Annotated in this window: 14 protein-coding genes; 7 read left to right on the top strand and 7 right to left on the bottom strand. The window is 68.4% G+C overall.

Annotated features, from left to right (window positions below; genetic code table 11):
- Positions 1–263: 263 nt before the first annotated feature.
- The 3 genes from ACEPPI_RS36340 to ACEPPI_RS36330 form a co-directional block, all read right to left on the bottom strand.
- Positions 264–572: a hypothetical protein gene (locus tag ACEPPI_RS36340; RefSeq protein WP_373919531.1), complete on the bottom strand. Its 309-nt coding sequence runs from the start codon at positions 570–572 to the stop codon at positions 264–266.
- Between the two features lie 256 nt (positions 573–828).
- A complete protein-coding gene (locus ACEPPI_RS36335) occupies positions 829–5,037 on the bottom strand; it encodes a trypsin-like peptidase domain-containing protein (RefSeq protein WP_373919530.1) in 4,209 nt (1,402 codons plus the stop codon).
- An 89-nt stretch (positions 5,038–5,126) separates the two neighbouring features.
- Entirely contained in the window at positions 5,127–5,498 is a 372-nt protein-coding gene (locus ACEPPI_RS36330) for a CU044_2847 family protein (protein WP_373919529.1), read from the bottom strand.
- Between ACEPPI_RS36330 and ACEPPI_RS36325 the strand changes: the two genes are divergently transcribed.
- From ACEPPI_RS36325 to ACEPPI_RS36305, 5 genes are all read left to right on the top strand, one after another.
- Positions 5,497–6,153 (top strand): hypothetical protein, encoded by a 657-nt coding sequence (locus tag ACEPPI_RS36325; protein WP_373919528.1) that lies wholly within the window; start codon positions 5,497–5,499, stop codon positions 6,151–6,153. The two genes, ACEPPI_RS36330 and ACEPPI_RS36325, sit on opposite strands and share 2 nt — an antisense overlap.
- A 488-nt stretch (positions 6,154–6,641) precedes the next feature.
- Positions 6,642–8,108, top strand: coding sequence for an NF041680 family putative transposase (locus ACEPPI_RS36320; RefSeq protein WP_373919527.1), 1,467 nt, complete (start codon positions 6,642–6,644; stop codon positions 8,106–8,108).
- Between the two features lie 25 nt (positions 8,109–8,133).
- The gene (locus ACEPPI_RS36315; RefSeq protein WP_373919526.1) at positions 8,134–8,652 is read left to right on the top strand and encodes a proline dehydrogenase; all 519 of its coding nucleotides are present in this window, start codon (positions 8,134–8,136) and stop codon (positions 8,650–8,652) included.
- Positions 8,653–9,116: 464 nt separating this feature from the next.
- Positions 9,117–9,380, top strand: coding sequence for a cupin domain-containing protein (locus ACEPPI_RS36310; protein WP_373919525.1), 264 nt, complete (start codon positions 9,117–9,119; stop codon positions 9,378–9,380).
- Between the two features lie 166 nt (positions 9,381–9,546).
- Positions 9,547–10,848 (top strand): flavin monoamine oxidase family protein, encoded by a 1,302-nt coding sequence (locus ACEPPI_RS36305; RefSeq protein ID WP_373919524.1) that lies wholly within the window; start codon positions 9,547–9,549, stop codon positions 10,846–10,848.
- Positions 10,849–10,915: 67 nt separating this feature from the next.
- On the opposite strand, the gene ACEPPI_RS36300 is transcribed toward ACEPPI_RS36305, so the two are convergent.
- The gene (locus ACEPPI_RS36300; RefSeq protein ID WP_373919523.1) at positions 10,916–11,428 is read right to left on the bottom strand and encodes a potassium channel family protein; all 513 of its coding nucleotides are present in this window, start codon (positions 11,426–11,428) and stop codon (positions 10,916–10,918) included.
- Positions 11,429–11,737: 309 nt separating this feature from the next.
- Here ACEPPI_RS36300 and ACEPPI_RS36295 point away from each other — a divergent pair, with 309 nt between their 5' ends.
- Positions 11,738–12,421 carry a hypothetical protein gene (locus ACEPPI_RS36295; protein WP_373919522.1) on the top strand — a complete coding sequence of 228 codons (684 nt, stop codon included), beginning with the start codon at positions 11,738–11,740 and terminating at the stop codon, positions 12,419–12,421.
- A 148-nt stretch (positions 12,422–12,569) separates the two neighbouring features.
- Here ACEPPI_RS36295 and ACEPPI_RS36290 read toward each other — a convergent pair whose 3' ends face one another.
- The 3 genes from ACEPPI_RS36290 to ACEPPI_RS36280 form a co-directional block, all read right to left on the bottom strand.
- Positions 12,570–13,556: an IS5 family transposase gene (locus ACEPPI_RS36290; protein WP_373919520.1), complete on the bottom strand. Its 987-nt coding sequence runs from the start codon at positions 13,554–13,556 to the stop codon at positions 12,570–12,572.
- A 144-nt stretch (positions 13,557–13,700) separates the two neighbouring features.
- The gene (locus ACEPPI_RS36285; RefSeq protein ID WP_373919519.1) at positions 13,701–13,889 is read right to left on the bottom strand and encodes a hypothetical protein; all 189 of its coding nucleotides are present in this window, start codon (positions 13,887–13,889) and stop codon (positions 13,701–13,703) included.
- 238 nt (positions 13,890–14,127) lie between these two features.
- Positions 14,128–14,259 (bottom strand): hypothetical protein, encoded by a 132-nt coding sequence (locus ACEPPI_RS36280; RefSeq protein ID WP_373919518.1) that lies wholly within the window; start codon positions 14,257–14,259, stop codon positions 14,128–14,130.
- Positions 14,260–14,632: 373 nt separating this feature from the next.
- On the opposite strand from ACEPPI_RS36280, the gene ACEPPI_RS36275 reads away from it, so the two are divergent.
- Entirely contained in the window at positions 14,633–15,262 is a 630-nt protein-coding gene (locus ACEPPI_RS36275; RefSeq protein ID WP_373919517.1) for a hypothetical protein, read from the top strand.
- Positions 15,263–16,202: the final 940 nt, after the last annotated feature.

Below are 16,202 nucleotides of genomic sequence, written 5' to 3'. Positions count from 1 at the left end.
AAATAGGGCACATCCCGCCCGTCGAATACGAGACCAACCATTACCGCGAAACCACGAAACCCCAGGTCACAGTCACGACCTAGAGTCTCGATCAAACCCGGAACGGTTCAGTCCGCCTTCTGTCAAACCCTGCTTCGCGAGCAGGTGAGCGCGAAGACCAAGCATCGGCGGGAACACTGACGGTGCGGCTGCGGCTGCGGCTGTCACTCAATCCAGTCCACACAGGTCAACGCGACCCGGTCGACCAACTTCGTTGCGACAGGTCATGAGCGTTGCATCTTGCCAGTTGAGTGCACGCGGCTGCATGGCTGGACTGACCGGGCCTGCTTGTACGGCGGGGCGGTCGGCTCAGGTGCGGGATGAGCAATGAGCCCGGCGAACCAGTACAGCGCGATGGTCAGCCCGAGGACAGCGCCGAGGGGCCAGGTCGATGCCCAAGATTGCCGCACGGAGTACCAGAACCCCTCACGCTTCTCAGTAACCAAGCCGGCGGCCCCACCGTGGAGGGCTGCCTGCGCGCGCGCCGAGTAGGTCCGGTACTTGATCCGGTCCTTCCTGTTGCGGATCTCCACTTGGATGACCATGCCTGCGAGGGCGAGGAAGATGCCTATCGTCGGCCCGTCGGTCCCGTGTTGCGCTCGCCTGGCTTGCCAGTCGCAGGTTCCTCGGACCTCCTGTTCTTGGCAGTTGGAGATTCGTACGGTTGTTCTTCAGTGACAAGGGGGAGGATGGAAGGCTGGAGAGGTTGCTGTCTGGGGTACGCGGAGCTGGCCGAGTTGTTCGCGCGGCGACGCGTTCCCTCGGGCACACCGATCTTGCTGAACATGCCTAACGCTCGGCGCAAAGAGGCCGCGCTGGGACGCGCGCCGGAAGGCTGGCCCGCTCGTCATCGGTGAACTGCCGGTAGCCGATGATCTTGCACAGGTCGCGCCGCCACATCTGCGGGTCGAGCCGGAGGACGCCGCCTGCTCCGGACGGGTCAGCGTAGATCACCGTGCTGCCGTCCTTCGAGATGTCCATGAACAAGTACGACCGGTTCGAAGTGCTGCCGGGCGGTTCACCGAATTCGAAGGAGTCCTGCGGGGCACGCTCCCCAACGCGGTAGATCCGTACGGCGTTGTTGGCGGCGATCAAGAAGCGGCCGTCCCGGTCAACGAACTGCGTGACGGTCGGTGTGACCAGGTCCTCGGCGGTGCTGCGCAGCGGGCCGAGTTCCTTACGCAGCGGGTCACGCCGCCACAGCTCGACGATCGATCCGCGGCGCATCAACCCGAAGTAGCGACCGCTGCGGTCGAACTGCACGGCCAGGATGTCTTCGGTGGTCCTCACAGTCTCGGTGACAGCGCCTGTGGTGATATCAACGATGCGGACATCAGGATCACCCCACGTGACCACGTCCACCTTGTTCGGGGCCGGATAGGGGCCTATCGAGATGTGCGGCTGGCCCTCGGGGGCATCTTTGGGCTGCAGGGCCTTCGCGTCGAAGTGCGCGAGCTCCCGACCGGTGCGCGGATCCCACTGCTGCACCACGGTTCCGGACACCGTGAGCACATTCCCGCCGCCGTCGAAGTAGTACTGGAAGTCCCACTTCCCGGCGTCCCCGGCCGGTACTGCAGGCCCCAGGGTCGACGGCGTGACCGTGGCCAGGGGAGGAGGTTCGGAGGCGGTGATGACGGCCACTTCCCGCAGGGTGGAGACCTCACGGACCGAGATCACGTTCTGTCCCTCCTGGCTGGCGAGCAGGCTACCGTCGCTGCTCAGTCGCATCTGGTCCGTGTCTCCTGCTATCCAGTAGGGCTTGCGCCGCGCGGCTTCGGCAAGCAGGACGCTGTTGTCTCCTACCGCAGGCCGCAGCTGTATGGCGGATCCGTCTGCAAGGATGCTGATCGTGCGGGTTCCGTCGTTGGTGAGCCCCTGCTGGCTGATCTGGAGTACGCCGCCTCCGGGAGCAAGATCGGTGTAGGTGATCAGTGAGTCCTTCGACGAGACGTGGAAGAGCTTTCCGGCGGCGGACACGAACCGGCCGTACGAGGAAGCCGACTTCGCAGGGGTGCGGGAGAGGACCTTGCTCTGAAGCAGGTCCACCACACTCACGGTGTCCTTGTCGTAGATCGCTACCTGGCTGCCCGTCGCGCTGACACCGTCGTTGGAGCAGCTGCCCGCCTTGAAACGCTTGTCCTGCTCGCTGTAAGGCTGTCCTTGCTGGGCGCCGTCGGAGACCCGGATGAGGCTCAGGGCTGTCTCACCGGGCTCTGACCAGCGGCACACCACTGCTGCCGTCCGGTCACCGGAGAGCACGATTTGCTGCACGTCCCTCACGACGACACGTAATGCGTCGGTCGCCGGGTCGTAGGCGAGCAGGGCCGTGTTGTTGTTCCCCCATCCGGAGCGGATCGCCAACAGAGTGCGGTTATCCGGGCCGATCCACAGGTCGTTGCTTTCTTTGTCGCGATCCGCGGGTGCGGGCGTCGAACGCGCGATGGTGCCGCTGTCCAGGTCCCACCAGATCAATTGGTCCAGGACCCTGGCAAGGATCAATGTGCCGTCCACCGACATCGTGGGGTCCATGCCCTTGTTCGAGTCGACGGCTGTTCCCGGTGCCTCAGGCAGCCTGTGCAGCTCACCCATCGGCTGGTCGCCGTCGGCGTTCACAGGGAACCATGCGGCCTTGCCGTCGTCCTGGACGTAACCGGCCCGCTTCCCGTCCGCCGAGACCAGTGGGAACTTCACCTGGCCGACCGAGGGCACCTGTGCGCTGCGGACGTCCCCAGTGGCGGCGTGCACGAAGAGTGTCGCCCGGCCGGTCTTCGAGATGGCCAGCAGGACGTTGCCGTCGAGGCTCGTCTGGAAGGTCCGGACTGTTCCCAGCAGGCCGGAGACCATCCGGCCCTTGTCCGAGTGCATCAGGTAGAGCCGCATCAGCTGATTGCGGGCCTCCTGGGTCGGTGAGGTCTGGTAGGCCGCCAGCGCCAACATCACCGAGCGGGCAGGGTCGGCGGACACCTCGTCCTGCGATGCCTGTGTCAGTGCGCGTGAGGTGGCCAGCGCCTCACGCTCCTGGCTCTGCTGACGCGCGAAGAAGAACAGCGCCGCGAGCGTCACGGCCACCACCGTGATGATCGCGATGCCGGACCGGCGTCTCCGCGCCCGGCGTGCCAGGGAACGACGGTACGTTCGCCCGCTGTCCAGGTAGGCGCGTTCCGCCGTCGTCAAGTCGCCGTCGCGCCCGGTCACCCATTCCTGGGCAACCGCCAGTGCCACGGTGGTTGGCAACAGCTCGGGGGAGCGTTCAGCGCGCTCCCAGCGGTCCATGTCGTGGCGCAGGGACTCCCGCCACTCCAGGAAGGAGCGGTCCTTCGCGGCCCACGCCGCCAGTTTTTCCCAGCCGCTGATCAGAGCCTCGTGTGTGAGCTCCACCGTCTCGACGCCCTCGGCGCTGCGGCCGGTCACCAGCAGTCGGGTGCTGGCGAGTTGCTGGGCGACGCGCCACTCCTGCTCGCCCAGTTCGGTTCGCAGGGCCATCCGGCGTGTCGCGGCCGGCGAGCCCATCGGGACCCGGATGAGCTGGGTGAACAGCCTTTGCGCCGCCAGCTCGTCCTCTTTCGGGACGTGCTCGTTCCAGGCCTGGTCGGCATGGGCACTCAGCGCGCCGGTGACACCGCCGAGGTCTCGGTACGCCTGATAGGTCAGCAGGCCACCGCGCTGTTTCTGCCACAGCAGGTCGAGGGTGAAGCCCAGCAGCGGCAGGGCACCCGGCTCGGTGCCGGTGTCCTCCAGGATTCGGTCCACGAGGGCAGGCTCGTAGTGCACACCGGGGATGGCGTCGACGGGCGCGGTCACTACCTCGCGCAGCCGCTCGGGGCTCAGGGGACCGAGGGCGTGGACGCGTCGGCTGAGGGCGGGCCCGAGGCGAGGATGTGCGAGTGCGATCTCCAGGAAGTCGGCCCGCAAGGTGGTCAGCACCCGGACCGTGCGCGGGAGGGCATCGGCGAACAGGACATCGGCCAGCTCGTCGACGGCCTGCGGGGTGAGCGCGAGCAGTTCCTCGAACTGGTCGACCACCACCAGCAGCCGACGGCTCTTCCGCAGTTCCAGCAGCCGGGGTACGACGTCGGCCAGTCCGCCCTGCCGCAGAACCTCGGTCAGCTCCGTGAGCCGCAGCAGGCGTTGTGTCTCCGACAGCTTGGGTTCCAGCATCGGAAGCAGCACGGCAGCGAGGGCTGCCAGCGGACTGCTGCCGAAGGTCGGGCGCACGACGACGGCTACGGCGCCCGCTTCGCGCAGCCGCGGCACGACCCCGGCCAGCGCGAGAGACGACTTTCCGGCTCCGGAGGCTCCCACGAGTGTGACCCATTGCTCGCTGGCCAGGGCCCGGGCCAGTTCGTTGCTCTCAGCCTGCCGGCCGTAGAAGAGCGGGGCATCGGACTCCTGGAACGCCTTGAGGCTGCGGAACGGCGACGGGGGCAGGGTCAGACCGCGCAGTTGGGGCGATGAATTCAGCAGGCTGGCGGTCGGGATCAGGTAGCTGGCCGAGGGGTGCCCGGACTCGGCAACCGCCATCATGCCGACCACGCCGCCCAGGTCCTCATCCCACACGGGTGTGCCGCTGAAGCCCCTGGAGACCGGATAGCCCGTTCCGGTCAGGTCGACCTGCAGCAACCCCTGGCTCTGCTCCGCCCGCAGGACACCGGAGTGCCATACCCCTCCTGGGCGCCCGGCTGGAAAACCGAAGGCACGCACCGGGTGATCCCACACCATGTCGTCCTCGACCAGCCGAATCGGGACGGCGCCGGGCAACGGGGTATCCAGTCGCAGCACCGCCACGTCCCCGCCACCCGATTCCTGCGGCGGCAGCCAAGTCTCGATGCTCGCGGTCACGCCCGCGCCATCCGACCCGGAGGCGGCCGGCAGTGGCAGATCGATGTGGAGCCGGGCGTCGGCCAGCGGTCCCTGGTCCTGCGGTGTGCCAAGGGCTGCGGACACTACGTGTGCACACGTCAGAGCCAGCTCCGGGGAGACCAGGAATCCCAGGCCCACCGCATCTCCCCGTATACCGCGGATCCGCAGCACTGCCGTATTCAGAGCCTTCGGTCCGGTACCCTCCGCCGCCTGCGGCCCTAACGGGGTCACTGCGCCTGCTCTGCGGGGGCGCCGATCCCGTCGGACGGGGGACGGTGCCAGGTGAGCGAAATCTTGAAGTTGGCCTGGGCCGCCGTACTGGAGATGATCACATCAGCCTCAGCGGACAACGACAGCCCGAACTCGAGGTTGAGCTCGTCGGGTCCGTGGACCATGCCACGGAAGCCATCCACGAAACTCTGCGCGACCGGCCGGATTCCGTTCACCATCTCCCCCAGGGACCGCGAGGCGCGCGCCATCACCTGCCCCGGCCGCGCCACCCTGACCAGGCCGTCCTCGCCGATCGGCGCGATCTCGACCCTCACCACGTCCTGTGGCCCGCCCGCCACGCCGATGGGCAACTCCACCTGATACGCCATGTCTCCCCCTCAGGATTCCCTGGCTCCACCAACTGCGGTTCCCGCGCCACGGCTACGTCCGAATCCCCTCGGCGTGAACCAACCAGCCCACCAGATGGGGCGAACGTACAACACCAAGGTCGGGGAGGAGTGCAGAACAGAAAGCATCGCCAGCAGGTCCAAAGCCCGCAGCAGTACAGGTCAACATTCGGGCGGCACACGATTAGAAGCTCCCGGCTACCGCAAGGGAACGAATCTGTCTCATGAGACACAACGAAGTCTGGAGAATGACGGGCACCGGTTGCTCGTGTTCACTCCGGCCGGTCCGGGTGGGCGGGTGCTGCTCCAGACCCGCCGCGGTGCCCTGATCCAGGACGCGTTCCCCGACCTGGTGACCGCCGCCGCCCAGCTGCCTGACGGCCTGGTCCTCGATGGCGAAGTCCTCGCCTGGGACGTGGAGGCCGGCGCCCTGTCCTTCGAGGGCCTGCAGCGCCCCGCCGCCGCACGCGCCCTGGGCGCCCCCGCCCTCGCGGTCCGCCTGCCTGCCTTCTACGTGGCCTTCGACATCCTGATGGCCGACGGCACCGAACTGCTCACGCTTCCGTACGAGGAGCGCAGGCGCCGCCTGGAGGTCCTGTTCGCCTCCCGCGCACTCACCTCGCCGTGGACGCTCTGACCCTGGGCAAGGCCGTGCACCTTGCCGCGCACCGCCGCAAGCGCCGGGGCCGCCGCCCGCGCGGCTAGCCCGTGGCCGGTTCCCCGGGCCACCCGCGAGGCGGCTCGGGAACCGGGGGTGCGTCGCCGACCGGCATCCCGTCGGTACGGCGGCCGGAGGGCCCCGCGGTTCACCCGTCCGGGTGGCGCGGGGCCTCGCGTACGCGTAGGCGACTTGTGCGGTGCGCTCCCAACCAGCCCCAGAATCGGGGCTATTGACAACAAACAGGATCTTTCGGCATGTTTCCGGCGCGGCCTGACGGTCGGGCCGCCGATGGGTGATCGGAGTGTGTTCCGTGGTGCGTTCGGTTCGTGAGAGTTAGCTTGCCGTTTAAGGTCCGCTGTCGAACGGGGCTCGAACCTGTTCGGCGTTTCCCCAGTTCACCTGATGTGTGAGGGGCCGCGGGCCGATCCTGTCATGAGCGACAGCGCAGTACGGAGGCCGGGATCGTGGGGCTGGTCGAGCATGAGGTTCAACGAGACGCGTTGACGGTGGTGGCGGAGTTCCGCTCGGAGTTATACGCGTGCCTGACCGCGCGGAGCGATGCCCTGTTCGAGTTGTGCGACGCGTTGCTGTGCACCGACGGTCCGGTCCGCACCCTCGTGGACCTGGCGCTGGCTCCAGAGCATCGGCGCGGGCACGGGGCCTTGTACTCCGGGATCAACCACGGTCGGATCGACGTCGCCAGGCTGCGTCGGGCACTGACCAGCATCCCGCTTCCCCGAGCAGGCGACGGGCGGCTGGTGCTGGCGGTAGACGTCTCCCCGTGGTTGCATCCGGACGCCGACACCTCCTCAGACCGCTCCTTCTGCCATACCTTCGGCCGGGGCCCGGGCAAGCACCAGATGGTGCCCGGCTGGCCGTACTCGATCGTCGCCGCGCTGGAGACCGGCCGGACCTCGTGGACAGCACTGCTCGACGCAATCCGGCTGGAGCCCGGCGCCGACTTGGCCGCAGTCACCGCCGACCAAGCCCGCGACGTCGTCCAACGTCTCGTGGACGTCGGCCAGTGGCGCAACGGGGACCCGAAGGTCTTGGTCGTGCTGGACGCGGGCTACGACGCGCCCCGCATCGCCCACCTCCTGACCGACCTGCCAGTGGAGGTTCTGGGCAGGCTCCGTTCTGACCGGGTGATGCGTAAGCCCGTTCCGGTGCCGTGGATCTGCCCGCCGCAGGGCGGCCGCCCGCCCAAGCATGGCGGTGAGTTCGTCTTCGGCCGGCCCGATACCTGGGGTGATCCATACGCGGTCACCGTCACGGACACCGACAGGTATGGGACCGCGACTGCGCAAGCGTGGGACCGGCTGCATCCCCGGCTCACCCGCCGGGCGGCATGGGGCGATCACGAAGGGCCGCTGCCGATCATCGAGGGCACCGTGATCCGCCTGTCGGTCGAGAAACTGCCCAGCGGCGGCGTGAACAAGCCCGTCTGGCTGTGGTGGTCGGGCACCGGCGCCGATCCCCAGGACGTCGACCGCTGTTGGCAGGCGTTCCTTCGCCGGTTCGACGTCGAGCACACCTTCCGACTGCTCAAGCAGACTCTCGGCTGGACCCGGCCCAAACTGCGGGACTCGCAGGCCGCCGACCGCTGGACTTGGATCGTCCTGGCCGCGCACGCTCAGCTTCGCCTGGCCCGCCCGCTCGCGCGGGATCTGCGTCGGCCGTGGGAGCGGCCGGCGGAACCGAACAGACTCACCCCCGCCCGGGTCCGTCGCGGGTTCAGGAACCTGCACGCGAAGACGGGCACGCCAGCCGGTGCACCGAAACCCACCCGTACCGGCCCCGGCCGCCCGCTCGGCTCGAAGAACCGGCGGCCCGCCACCCGCTACGACGTCGGACGCGTCCTCGCCACCGGCGAGTCCTACACCCGACCCGCACACCACAAGAAGGGGACGAAGCCCCGGCGAACTGGATGAACAGCAAGAACGGCAGACTAGGGCCATGGACTCAGGACTTGCTGCGCTGCTGGGCGCCGCCGTCGGCTCCGCCACCACTCTCGGGGCCGCAATCGTCAACGGCCGTGCTCAGGCCCGGTCCCAGCACGCCCAATGGAGCCGCCAGCATCGCCGCGACGCATACGCCGGCTACCTGAGCGCTCTCCATGACCGCGACATCGCCATGGACGTCGTCCTCGACGCGCTGCGTTCAGACCAACCCGACCTGCCCGACATCGACGAGAAGATAGGCCGCTTCATCACCCTGGCCCGTGAGGTCCACCGCGCTTGCGAAATCGTCATCCTCGAAGGGCCAGCGTCCCTCGCGGAAGTCGCGGAACGCGTTACCAACGCCTCCGCCGATCTCGCACACGTCATGCGACAGATGGCCGAGAACGCCCACGCGGGGAACACCACCCACAGGACCGAAGACATCGCCCTTGCCGCCGAACGAGAACGGACCCTCTACGAAGCCGTCAAGGACTTCCGCCTCGCGGCCCGCAGCACCATCGGCAAAGCCAACTGATCCAGGGACTCCGAGCCCGTCCCCCAGACCCTTGGGCGATTGAGGCGTTGTTCAGCCTGGAACGTTAAACGGCAAGGTTAGTGCCTGTGTTCAATCTTCCGGGCAGTGTTTCCCCAGGTCAGGATTCGAACATGGCTGATTCGCGGGGGCCGACAGCGGAACCCAGCCGTCTGGTGAGGGCCGTTCGGGTCTGGCCGAGATACGGGTCATAGGGGCAACGGGATGATCTTGAAGCCACCGTGGAACCTCTGGTCCAGAAGTGATGGCGCCCGAGCAGCAGTGCGGTACCGGCATCGGAGGGATGGCTCCTGCCGGCCTCATCGGCAGCGGCGGTGATGTCTGGTCTGCTGCTGCGGTTGGCAGTTTGTCTCCCTGTGGAGGGTGATATGACGGATTTTCCTGGTGTTTCGGCCTCGTCCATTACGACGGATTCCTGGGAGCCGTTTGTCGAGGAGGGCCGGGAGATGGGGCAGGTCCATTTCCTGGTGCAGAAGGAAGGCGGCCTGATGGGGGGCCTGTGGAGGACCGACCCTGAGATCGGCGCGGAGATCCCTTACGACGTGACGGGTTCCGACACGTTCCACGTCCTGCAGGGTGAAGCGGAGCTGGAGACCCCGGACGGCAAGAAGATCGACCTCATCGCCGGGGGCATCTACTCCTTCCCGGACGGGTTCAGCGCGACCTGGCGCACCCGCTCGCCGTTCGTGAAGTTCTTCGTCATCGCCTGACCACGGCCACGGCAACCGGCCGGCCCGAACGCCCCGGCTGTCGGCACCATCCCGGAAACGGGCACGTCGGCCGCTGTCACCGACCCACGACGGCGACCATCTGCGCCTGGCGCCGGAAGACCGAAGGGATCCAGTAGTGAGCAAGGCAGATTCTCGTCCGGATGCCGTGATCATCGGTGGCGGGTTCGCCGGTGTGACGGCGGCGCGTGAGCTGACGATGCGCGGACGCCGCGCGGTGCTGGTCGAATCACGTGACCGGCTGGGTGGGCGGACTTACACGAAGGACCACGACGGGCACGCCATGGAGTTCGGCGGCACGTGGGTGCATCCGCTCCAGCCGAACGTGTGGGCCGAGATGCAGCGCTACGGCATCGAAACCGAGCCGTTGCCGGTTGTGGAAGGGCTGCGCCAGGCCGTCGTCTCCGGCGGACGCGTCGTGGACCTTTCCGACGACGACGTCGCCCGCGCGATGGAGCTGCTCAACCAGTTCTGCTCGCCGGGCACGGAGTTGTTCCCGGAGCCGTACACGGAAGCGTGGGGTCCGGATCCGCAAGGCATCGGTGACCGTTCGTTCCGCGAGCAGCTGGAGACGGTGAAGGCCGACCCGGTGCTGTATGACTGGCTGGAGTCGATGTGCTGCGCGGTGGCGCTCGGCCCGCTCGACAAGTCCGCGGTCACCGAATACTTGCGCACCTACGCTTTGTCGGGGTGGAGCGCCGAGCAGGCTTCGGCCGCTCTGACGGCGACGAAGCTGGTGAAGGGCACGCGCGAGCTGATCGACGGCATCGCGGGGCACGCCACGCTCACCGACTTCCGCCTCAACTCGCACGTCACGCGTGTTGTCCAGAGCGATGGCGAGGTACGCGTCGAGCTCGCGGGTGGTGACACGATCACCGCGCCCACGGCTGTGATCGCGCTGCCGATGAACGTCCTGAACAGTGTGGAGTTCGAGCCCCGCCTGTCCGACACCAAGCGGAGGGCCGCCGATGAGCGGCACGCCGGCGCCGGCCGCAAGAGCATCGTCAAGGTCAAGGGCGACATCGGGAACGTGAGCGTGCTCGCCCCCGAGGCGTACGCGGTCAACTGGGTGGTCACCTACGCGAAGGGCGGCCCGGAAGGCACCTGGGTCGTCGCGTTCTCCAGCAACCCCGACCGGCTGCCCATGACCGCCTTCGACGACACCGCCGGCATGCAGGAAGCACTCCAGCCCCTGCTCCCCGGCGTCGAGGTGGAATCCGTTGTCGGCTGGGACTGGTCCAACGACCCGCTCTCCCTGGGCACCTGGTGCATCTACCGGCCCGGACAGCTGGCAAGCATCCTGCCCGACCTGCGCACCACCGAGGGACGGTTGTTCTTCGCGGGTGCCGACTCCGCGATCGGGTGGCGCTCGTTCATTGACGGGGCGATCCAGAGCGGCTATCACACTGCCCGCCATATCGACGAGTACCTGACGAACGGCAGCCGGTAGGCGAGACCGCCGCTGGGACCCCGACCCTGTCGGACCTGGGCCGCGCCGCCCAGGTCTGAGAGGCAATTCACGGGGCGGGCGGCGTGCTGCCGCTCCCGCCGGGACCGGCAGGCTGGTCACGGCGTTGGCGGCCTCGCTGGACCGCGTTGGTCAGGAGCCGGGCCGCCACGCCGAGGAGCAGCAGGTTCAGCGTGATCTGTCCCGTGGTCAGCAGCCGGGCGCTCTCGCTGCGCGCGGTGATGTCCCCGAACCCGACCGTGCTGAACACGGTCATCGCGAAGTACAGCGCGTCGGTGCGCGACAGGAGTTCGCTGAAACTGCCCGGCGTGGTGTGCTCCAGGAGGAAGCATGCGGTGGCGTAGAGCAGGATGAACAGCGGCACGGTGATCGCCATGGCCTCCATGGCCTTCAGGCCGGGCCGCGGAGCAAGAGTGATCTGGTAGATCTGCCAGGCCAGGAGCCCTGCCACAGCCGCGATACCGCCGAGGAGCGCGAGGACGGTGGTGGCCGTGAAGGCCGAGTCCATGGGCAGCAGGTAGTAGGCGGCCACCAGGAGTGCCGCGGTTACCAGCGAACGCACTGAGGCGAGCAGTACCTGTCGACGGTGACGACCCGAGTTTCCGTTCACGATTCCACCCCGACCGCAGCGCATGCCCTGAGCCCAACCTCCCCGGTGGCCGGGGTGCTGCGCGGCAGGCACGCCAAGAGGTCACCGACTTGGCCGCTCGCGCGTCCGCGATGTCATTGCCGCAACAAGGGGGAGGGGGGCCACAAGGGTGGTCGGGAGAGCAGAACCGCAGGGGCGCACGGCGTCGCCAACCGGGTCCGGGGTGATCAGCGTTCGATCATGAAGCGGCATGTACGGCCGCGTCCTCCCGAGGAGTGGGTGATGACCGCTTCCGGCTCCGGCCGCGAAACCGCCTCGTCCAGCGGGTGGGACGCCCGCCTGTACTGGCGGTGGATCGCTTACAACACGCTCGCCTTCGTCACCGTGCTGACCGTCGGGTTCCTGCTGATCCTGCTGGGCAACGACGTGCTCCACATGAACCTGGCCAGCCACAACGTGATCCTCGCGCTCCTGATCGCGACCCTGGGAGCCGCGCTGTTCGGCGGAGTCCTGGGAGCGCTGCAATGGCTGGTCGTCAAGGAGCGGGTCCCCGTCCCGCGCAAGGTGTGGATCACCTCCAACGTCGGTCCGGCGCTGCTCGCATGGCTGGTGGTGATCATGCCCGCCGTGATCAGCGCGCAGGACTCCCGCGAGACGGTTTCGACGGTCTATCTGCTGGCCGCAAGCCAGAGCCTGGCTCTGGGGCCCCTGCTCGGCCTGTCGCAGTCACTGGTCCTCCGCAAGGTCACCACACGCTGGAAATGGTGGATCGGAGCCAACCTCGCCTCCTGGCTCATCGTGGACGCCGCCATCTACCTGCTCTCCCGATGGACCGACGACCTCAATGTGCTCACCGGCGCCGGCTCGCTGATCGAGGTCTACCTGACCCTGATCGCCACCACACCCCTGACCGGCAGGGCACTGCTATGGGTGCTGGCACCCACAGCCCTGACCCCGGCCCGTTGACGCTGGATCAAGTACCAGAGGGCTGGCTTCCCAAGCCGTGATGAGGATGCTGCGCGAGCACGACGAGTACGCCGCAGCGATCTCGGCACCACAGTAGGCCCGTCAGTTGTTCAAGATCATCCCGTTGCCCCTCTGACCCGTATCTTGGTCAGCCTCCCCCGTTCGCCTGTCGGGTGGGTTGCCGCCGTGGGAAGCTGGGTTCGGTCACCGACTCGGGTTGGTCCGGATGGCGTTCGCCATGGTGACTGCCGTGACAATCCGGTAGAACGATGCCGAATCGGTCAGTCCCGTTGGGCTTCGCGGGACGTAGTTGCCCGGCCCGGCGGGACTGGCGGCGGGTGATGCGCCTGGTCATGAGGGTGACCGCGGCCCAGGTGATCAGCGATTCGGAATGCTGGATCAGGCGTTCGTAGTCGCGGGCATGCCGGCGGGCGTGCATGACCCAGGCGATTGACCTCTCGACCACCCAGCGCCGGGGCAGCAGGACAAATCCCTTGGCGTCCCTGGGCCGGCTGACGGTCTTCAGAGTGAGGTTCAGGTACTTCTTCGCCCAGGTCACGAGCTGTCCGGCATAGCCGGAGTCGGCCCAGACGATCGTGATCTCGGGGTGCATGAGGCGGAGCCGGAACAGGACTTCCTTGGCGGCGTCCCGGTCGGTCATGTCGGCCGGGGTGACCATCACGAACAGCGGCAGGCCCTTGGTGTCCACGACCATGTGGCGCTTGCGACCGTTGATCTTCTTCGCACCGTCGTAGCCGCGTGAGTCGCGGCCGACGGTCTCCGCAGCCTTGACGGACTGCGAGTTGATGACGGTCGCGACCGCGCCGGGGGCCCGTCCCATGTCGCGGCGGACCCGTTTGCGCAGGTGGTCGCGGATCTGGCCGACGACGCCGGCCGCTGCCCAGCGGGCCATGAACCCGTAACAGGTCCGCCAGGGCGGGAAGTCCTTCGGCAGCGCCCGCCACTTGCATCCGGTGTCCACGACGTAGCGGATCGCGTCCACGATCTCGCGCCGCGGGTGCTTCTCCGGCCGCCCGCCGGTCCTCGTCTCGCAGGCCGGCGTGGGCAGCAGAGGTTCGATCAAGGCCCACTCGTCGTCCCAGGTGTCCGAGGGATAGCAGCGGCGCCTGCCCATGCTGCCTCCTCCCTTCGGATCCGGACGGGGGTTGCGGGCCTCGGCTCTCCCTCGTCGGGGAGATGCCCTCTGGCCACCGGGGTCGTTGAATGTGGGGATGTCTTGTGAGCGGACGGATCCGGAAGTGCCGCAGGCACCAGACGGTCAGGCGCGGGTGACGCCGTATCCGCTGTCGTTGAGCGCGGTGGTCCACACGTCACCGTCGAACCACTTGCTGATGTCGGGCCGTAGGGTGGTGATGGTGTTCATCCGGGCCTGCCAGTCGTGGCCCGCCGGGCCGCGGCTCGCCTGACAGCCGGTGCAGCCGTCCTCGCCGTGGATGTGGCCGGCCATCCACGCGTTGACGTTGATGTTGACGATGACGTTGTAGAGTCCCCGCCGCTCTCTGCCAACGAGTCGGGTACTCCTGCGAGGACAAGGGCCGGTTCCGGGTTGTCGAGCGGCGGCATGGGGCCCGCCCGATCCCGGCCTCGGCGCTGCTGTCCCTGAAACTCTGCCGCTGCTCAGCGATGCGATCCGCGAAGGCGGCGGGATCGAAGTACCTCCGGGCAGAGCGCTCCTGAATGCCCATCTACTGGGAGATCGCACGCATGTTCTGCTCGATGGCGTCGGCGATGCTGCCCGGGCGGACAGTCACGCCGCGCCGGGCCAGTTCGCTGAGAGTCTCGGCGACCGCTTCCTGAAAGGCCTTGGTGTTCCGCATGGGCCCATCGTCGCGCAGAACGCCCGTGCCGGGGACCGCGTCGGCTGTTTCGGCGTCAGTACCCGCTCGCGTCTTCACCTCCCTCGTACGGTTCGTGGACGGGGAAGCCGGGGGCGTCCGGCGCACCCTGGGTCGGTTGCGGCGCGCGGGGCTGACGTAGCGTTCGGGCATGAGCATGTCGCAGCCTCCCGGCCCTTATGGGTCTGTGCATCCCCCGAATCCGTACGGTGGACAGCTGCACGCCCCGCAGCCCACACCCCACCCGCATCAGCAGCCGTACCCGGGCCATCCCCATCCGCCGCAGCCGTATCCCGGTCAAGGAGTGTGGGGCCAGCCCCCGATGGGCCCGCCGCGCAAGGACCGGACGGGCAGGGTGATCGCGATCGTCGCGGGCTCGGTCGTGGTGCTCGGCGTCCTCGGATTCGGCGTGAAGCTGCTGGCGGGGGCCGGATCCTCGGCGAGCGGATCCGGCTTCCCCGAGGCCCGGTACCGGCTCACCGTTCCCAAGACCATGCTGAACGGCAAGTACGAGCTGGCCCAGGACCTGTCGGACAGCGAAGGCAAGAAGGCCCTGAAGGGCAGCTACGACTCGAAGATGCGCAACCAGAAGCCGGTCGTCGGCCAGTACACCTCCAACTCCCCGAAGGGAGAGGGCGCCCTGGTCTTCTCCGGGATGTACGGCCAGTTCAAGGACCCCGATGGCGCACGCAGGAAGATGCTGGGCGGCGCGGCGGACGCCGAAGGCGCCACCCTGGCGGTCCCCGCCCGGGAGATCACACCCCCCGGTTCCGGCATCACCCTGTCGTGCCAGGTGCTGACCATGAGGCGGGCCGGTGCCGAGAGCACCCTGCCGATGTGCGCCTGGGCGGATGAGAACACCGGCGCCTCGGTCGGCGTGGTCACCCCGGAGATCGTGGGGCAGACGCCCGGATCCGTTGACCTGGCCAAGGTCGCCGAGACCACCTTGAAGGTGCGGGCCGAGTCCCGGCAGCCGATCGGCTGACCGCCGCCGCTCCCTCCCGCGCTGAGCCGAGAATATGCGGCCCCTGTCATCAGGGGCGGCAACCTCGACGGGCGAACCAGTGACCACCAACGGCCCGCCGTCCTGGCCTCCAGTGCCGTTGACGGCGAAGTACCGCGCCGCGGGCTGCACGACCGCCTGGTTCGAGCCGCCACCCGGCGACGGCGCGCGCCGCTCGTCGGTAACGGCGGCGACCGTCACCGTCCACCCACCGCCTCCCGGCACAAAGACCGTGCGCAGCGGGGTCACCCGTACCGCCGCGGGGCTGCCGGCACCGCGGGACCGGGCGGGGAGTTCAGCCTGCGGCGCCATCTTCCGCACCGCCGCCCCCACCGGGCTGTCGGGGGCGGACGGGTCGGCGCGCAGCCACAGCTCCACGAAGTACGCGGCCGTTCCTGCCGGGTCGGCCTGTACCCGGGTGCTGCTCGGCATCGGGGCCGGGGCAGCCTGGGCAGCGGTCCCGGCCGGGGAGGCCAGGGCGACGGCCAGGGCCAGGGGGCCGGCCGCGAGCGCGGACCAGACACCGATCCGGGCCAGCCGCGGACCGTGAGATACGGGCCGGCCAGCGGGGACGGTCTCCGGCCGCGAGGCCCGCAGCGGCTTCGAGACCGCGGCCCGGCGGGCGGACCGCTCCCGGCCGGGAGGGAGGGTGCGACGACGTGTCATGAGGACCTTCCGAGGGGGAGTGAGGTTGCTTGCCCCCAGAGAACGGCAGCGCCTTCACCGCTTCGCTCACCACGAGAACCCCCGCGCCGTCACGGCTGAGCCACGGCGGTGGGGGGGGGGGGGGGGGGGGGGGGGGGGCCCCCCCCCGCCCCCCCCCCCCCACCTCCCCACTACAGGTCACAGCCTCAAAAGACCCCAGACTCACCAGCCGCGCGGAAACCTCACCAGCAGCGCGCTCGCCACCTCACGAACACTC

This window comes from Streptomyces sp. AB3(2024) (assembly GCF_041862025.1).
Lineage (GTDB): Bacteria > Actinomycetota > Actinomycetes > Streptomycetales > Streptomycetaceae > Streptomyces.
Note: the sequence above shows the minus strand (reverse complement) of the source record. Positions and strands in the feature narration are given on the sequence as shown.

Bases quoted from the DNA above. Each gene is read 5' to 3' on its own strand.
- ACEPPI_RS36325 (WP_373919528.1), top strand. From the start codon at position 5,497: ATGTCTCCCCCTCAGGATTCCCTGGCTCCACCAACTGCGGTTCCCGCG.
- ACEPPI_RS36330 (WP_373919529.1), bottom strand. From the start codon at position 5,498: ATGGCGTATCAGGTGGAGTTGCCCATCGGCGTGGCGGGCGGGCCACAG.
- ACEPPI_RS36315 (WP_373919526.1), top strand. From the start codon at position 8,134: ATGGACTCAGGACTTGCTGCGCTGCTGGGCGCCGCCGTCGGCTCCGCC.
- ACEPPI_RS36310 (WP_373919525.1), top strand. From the start codon at position 9,117: ATGGGGCAGGTCCATTTCCTGGTGCAGAAGGAAGGCGGCCTGATGGGG.
- ACEPPI_RS36295 (WP_373919522.1), top strand. From the start codon at position 11,738: ATGACCGCTTCCGGCTCCGGCCGCGAAACCGCCTCGTCCAGCGGGTGG.
- ACEPPI_RS36290 (WP_373919520.1), bottom strand. From the start codon at position 13,556: ATGGGCAGGCGCCGCTGCTATCCCTCGGACACCTGGGACGACGAGTGG.
- ACEPPI_RS36285 (WP_373919519.1), bottom strand. From the start codon at position 13,889: ATGGCCGGCCACATCCACGGCGAGGACGGCTGCACCGGCTGTCAGGCG.
- ACEPPI_RS36280 (WP_373919518.1), bottom strand. From the start codon at position 14,259: ATGCGGAACACCAAGGCCTTTCAGGAAGCGGTCGCCGAGACTCTCAGC.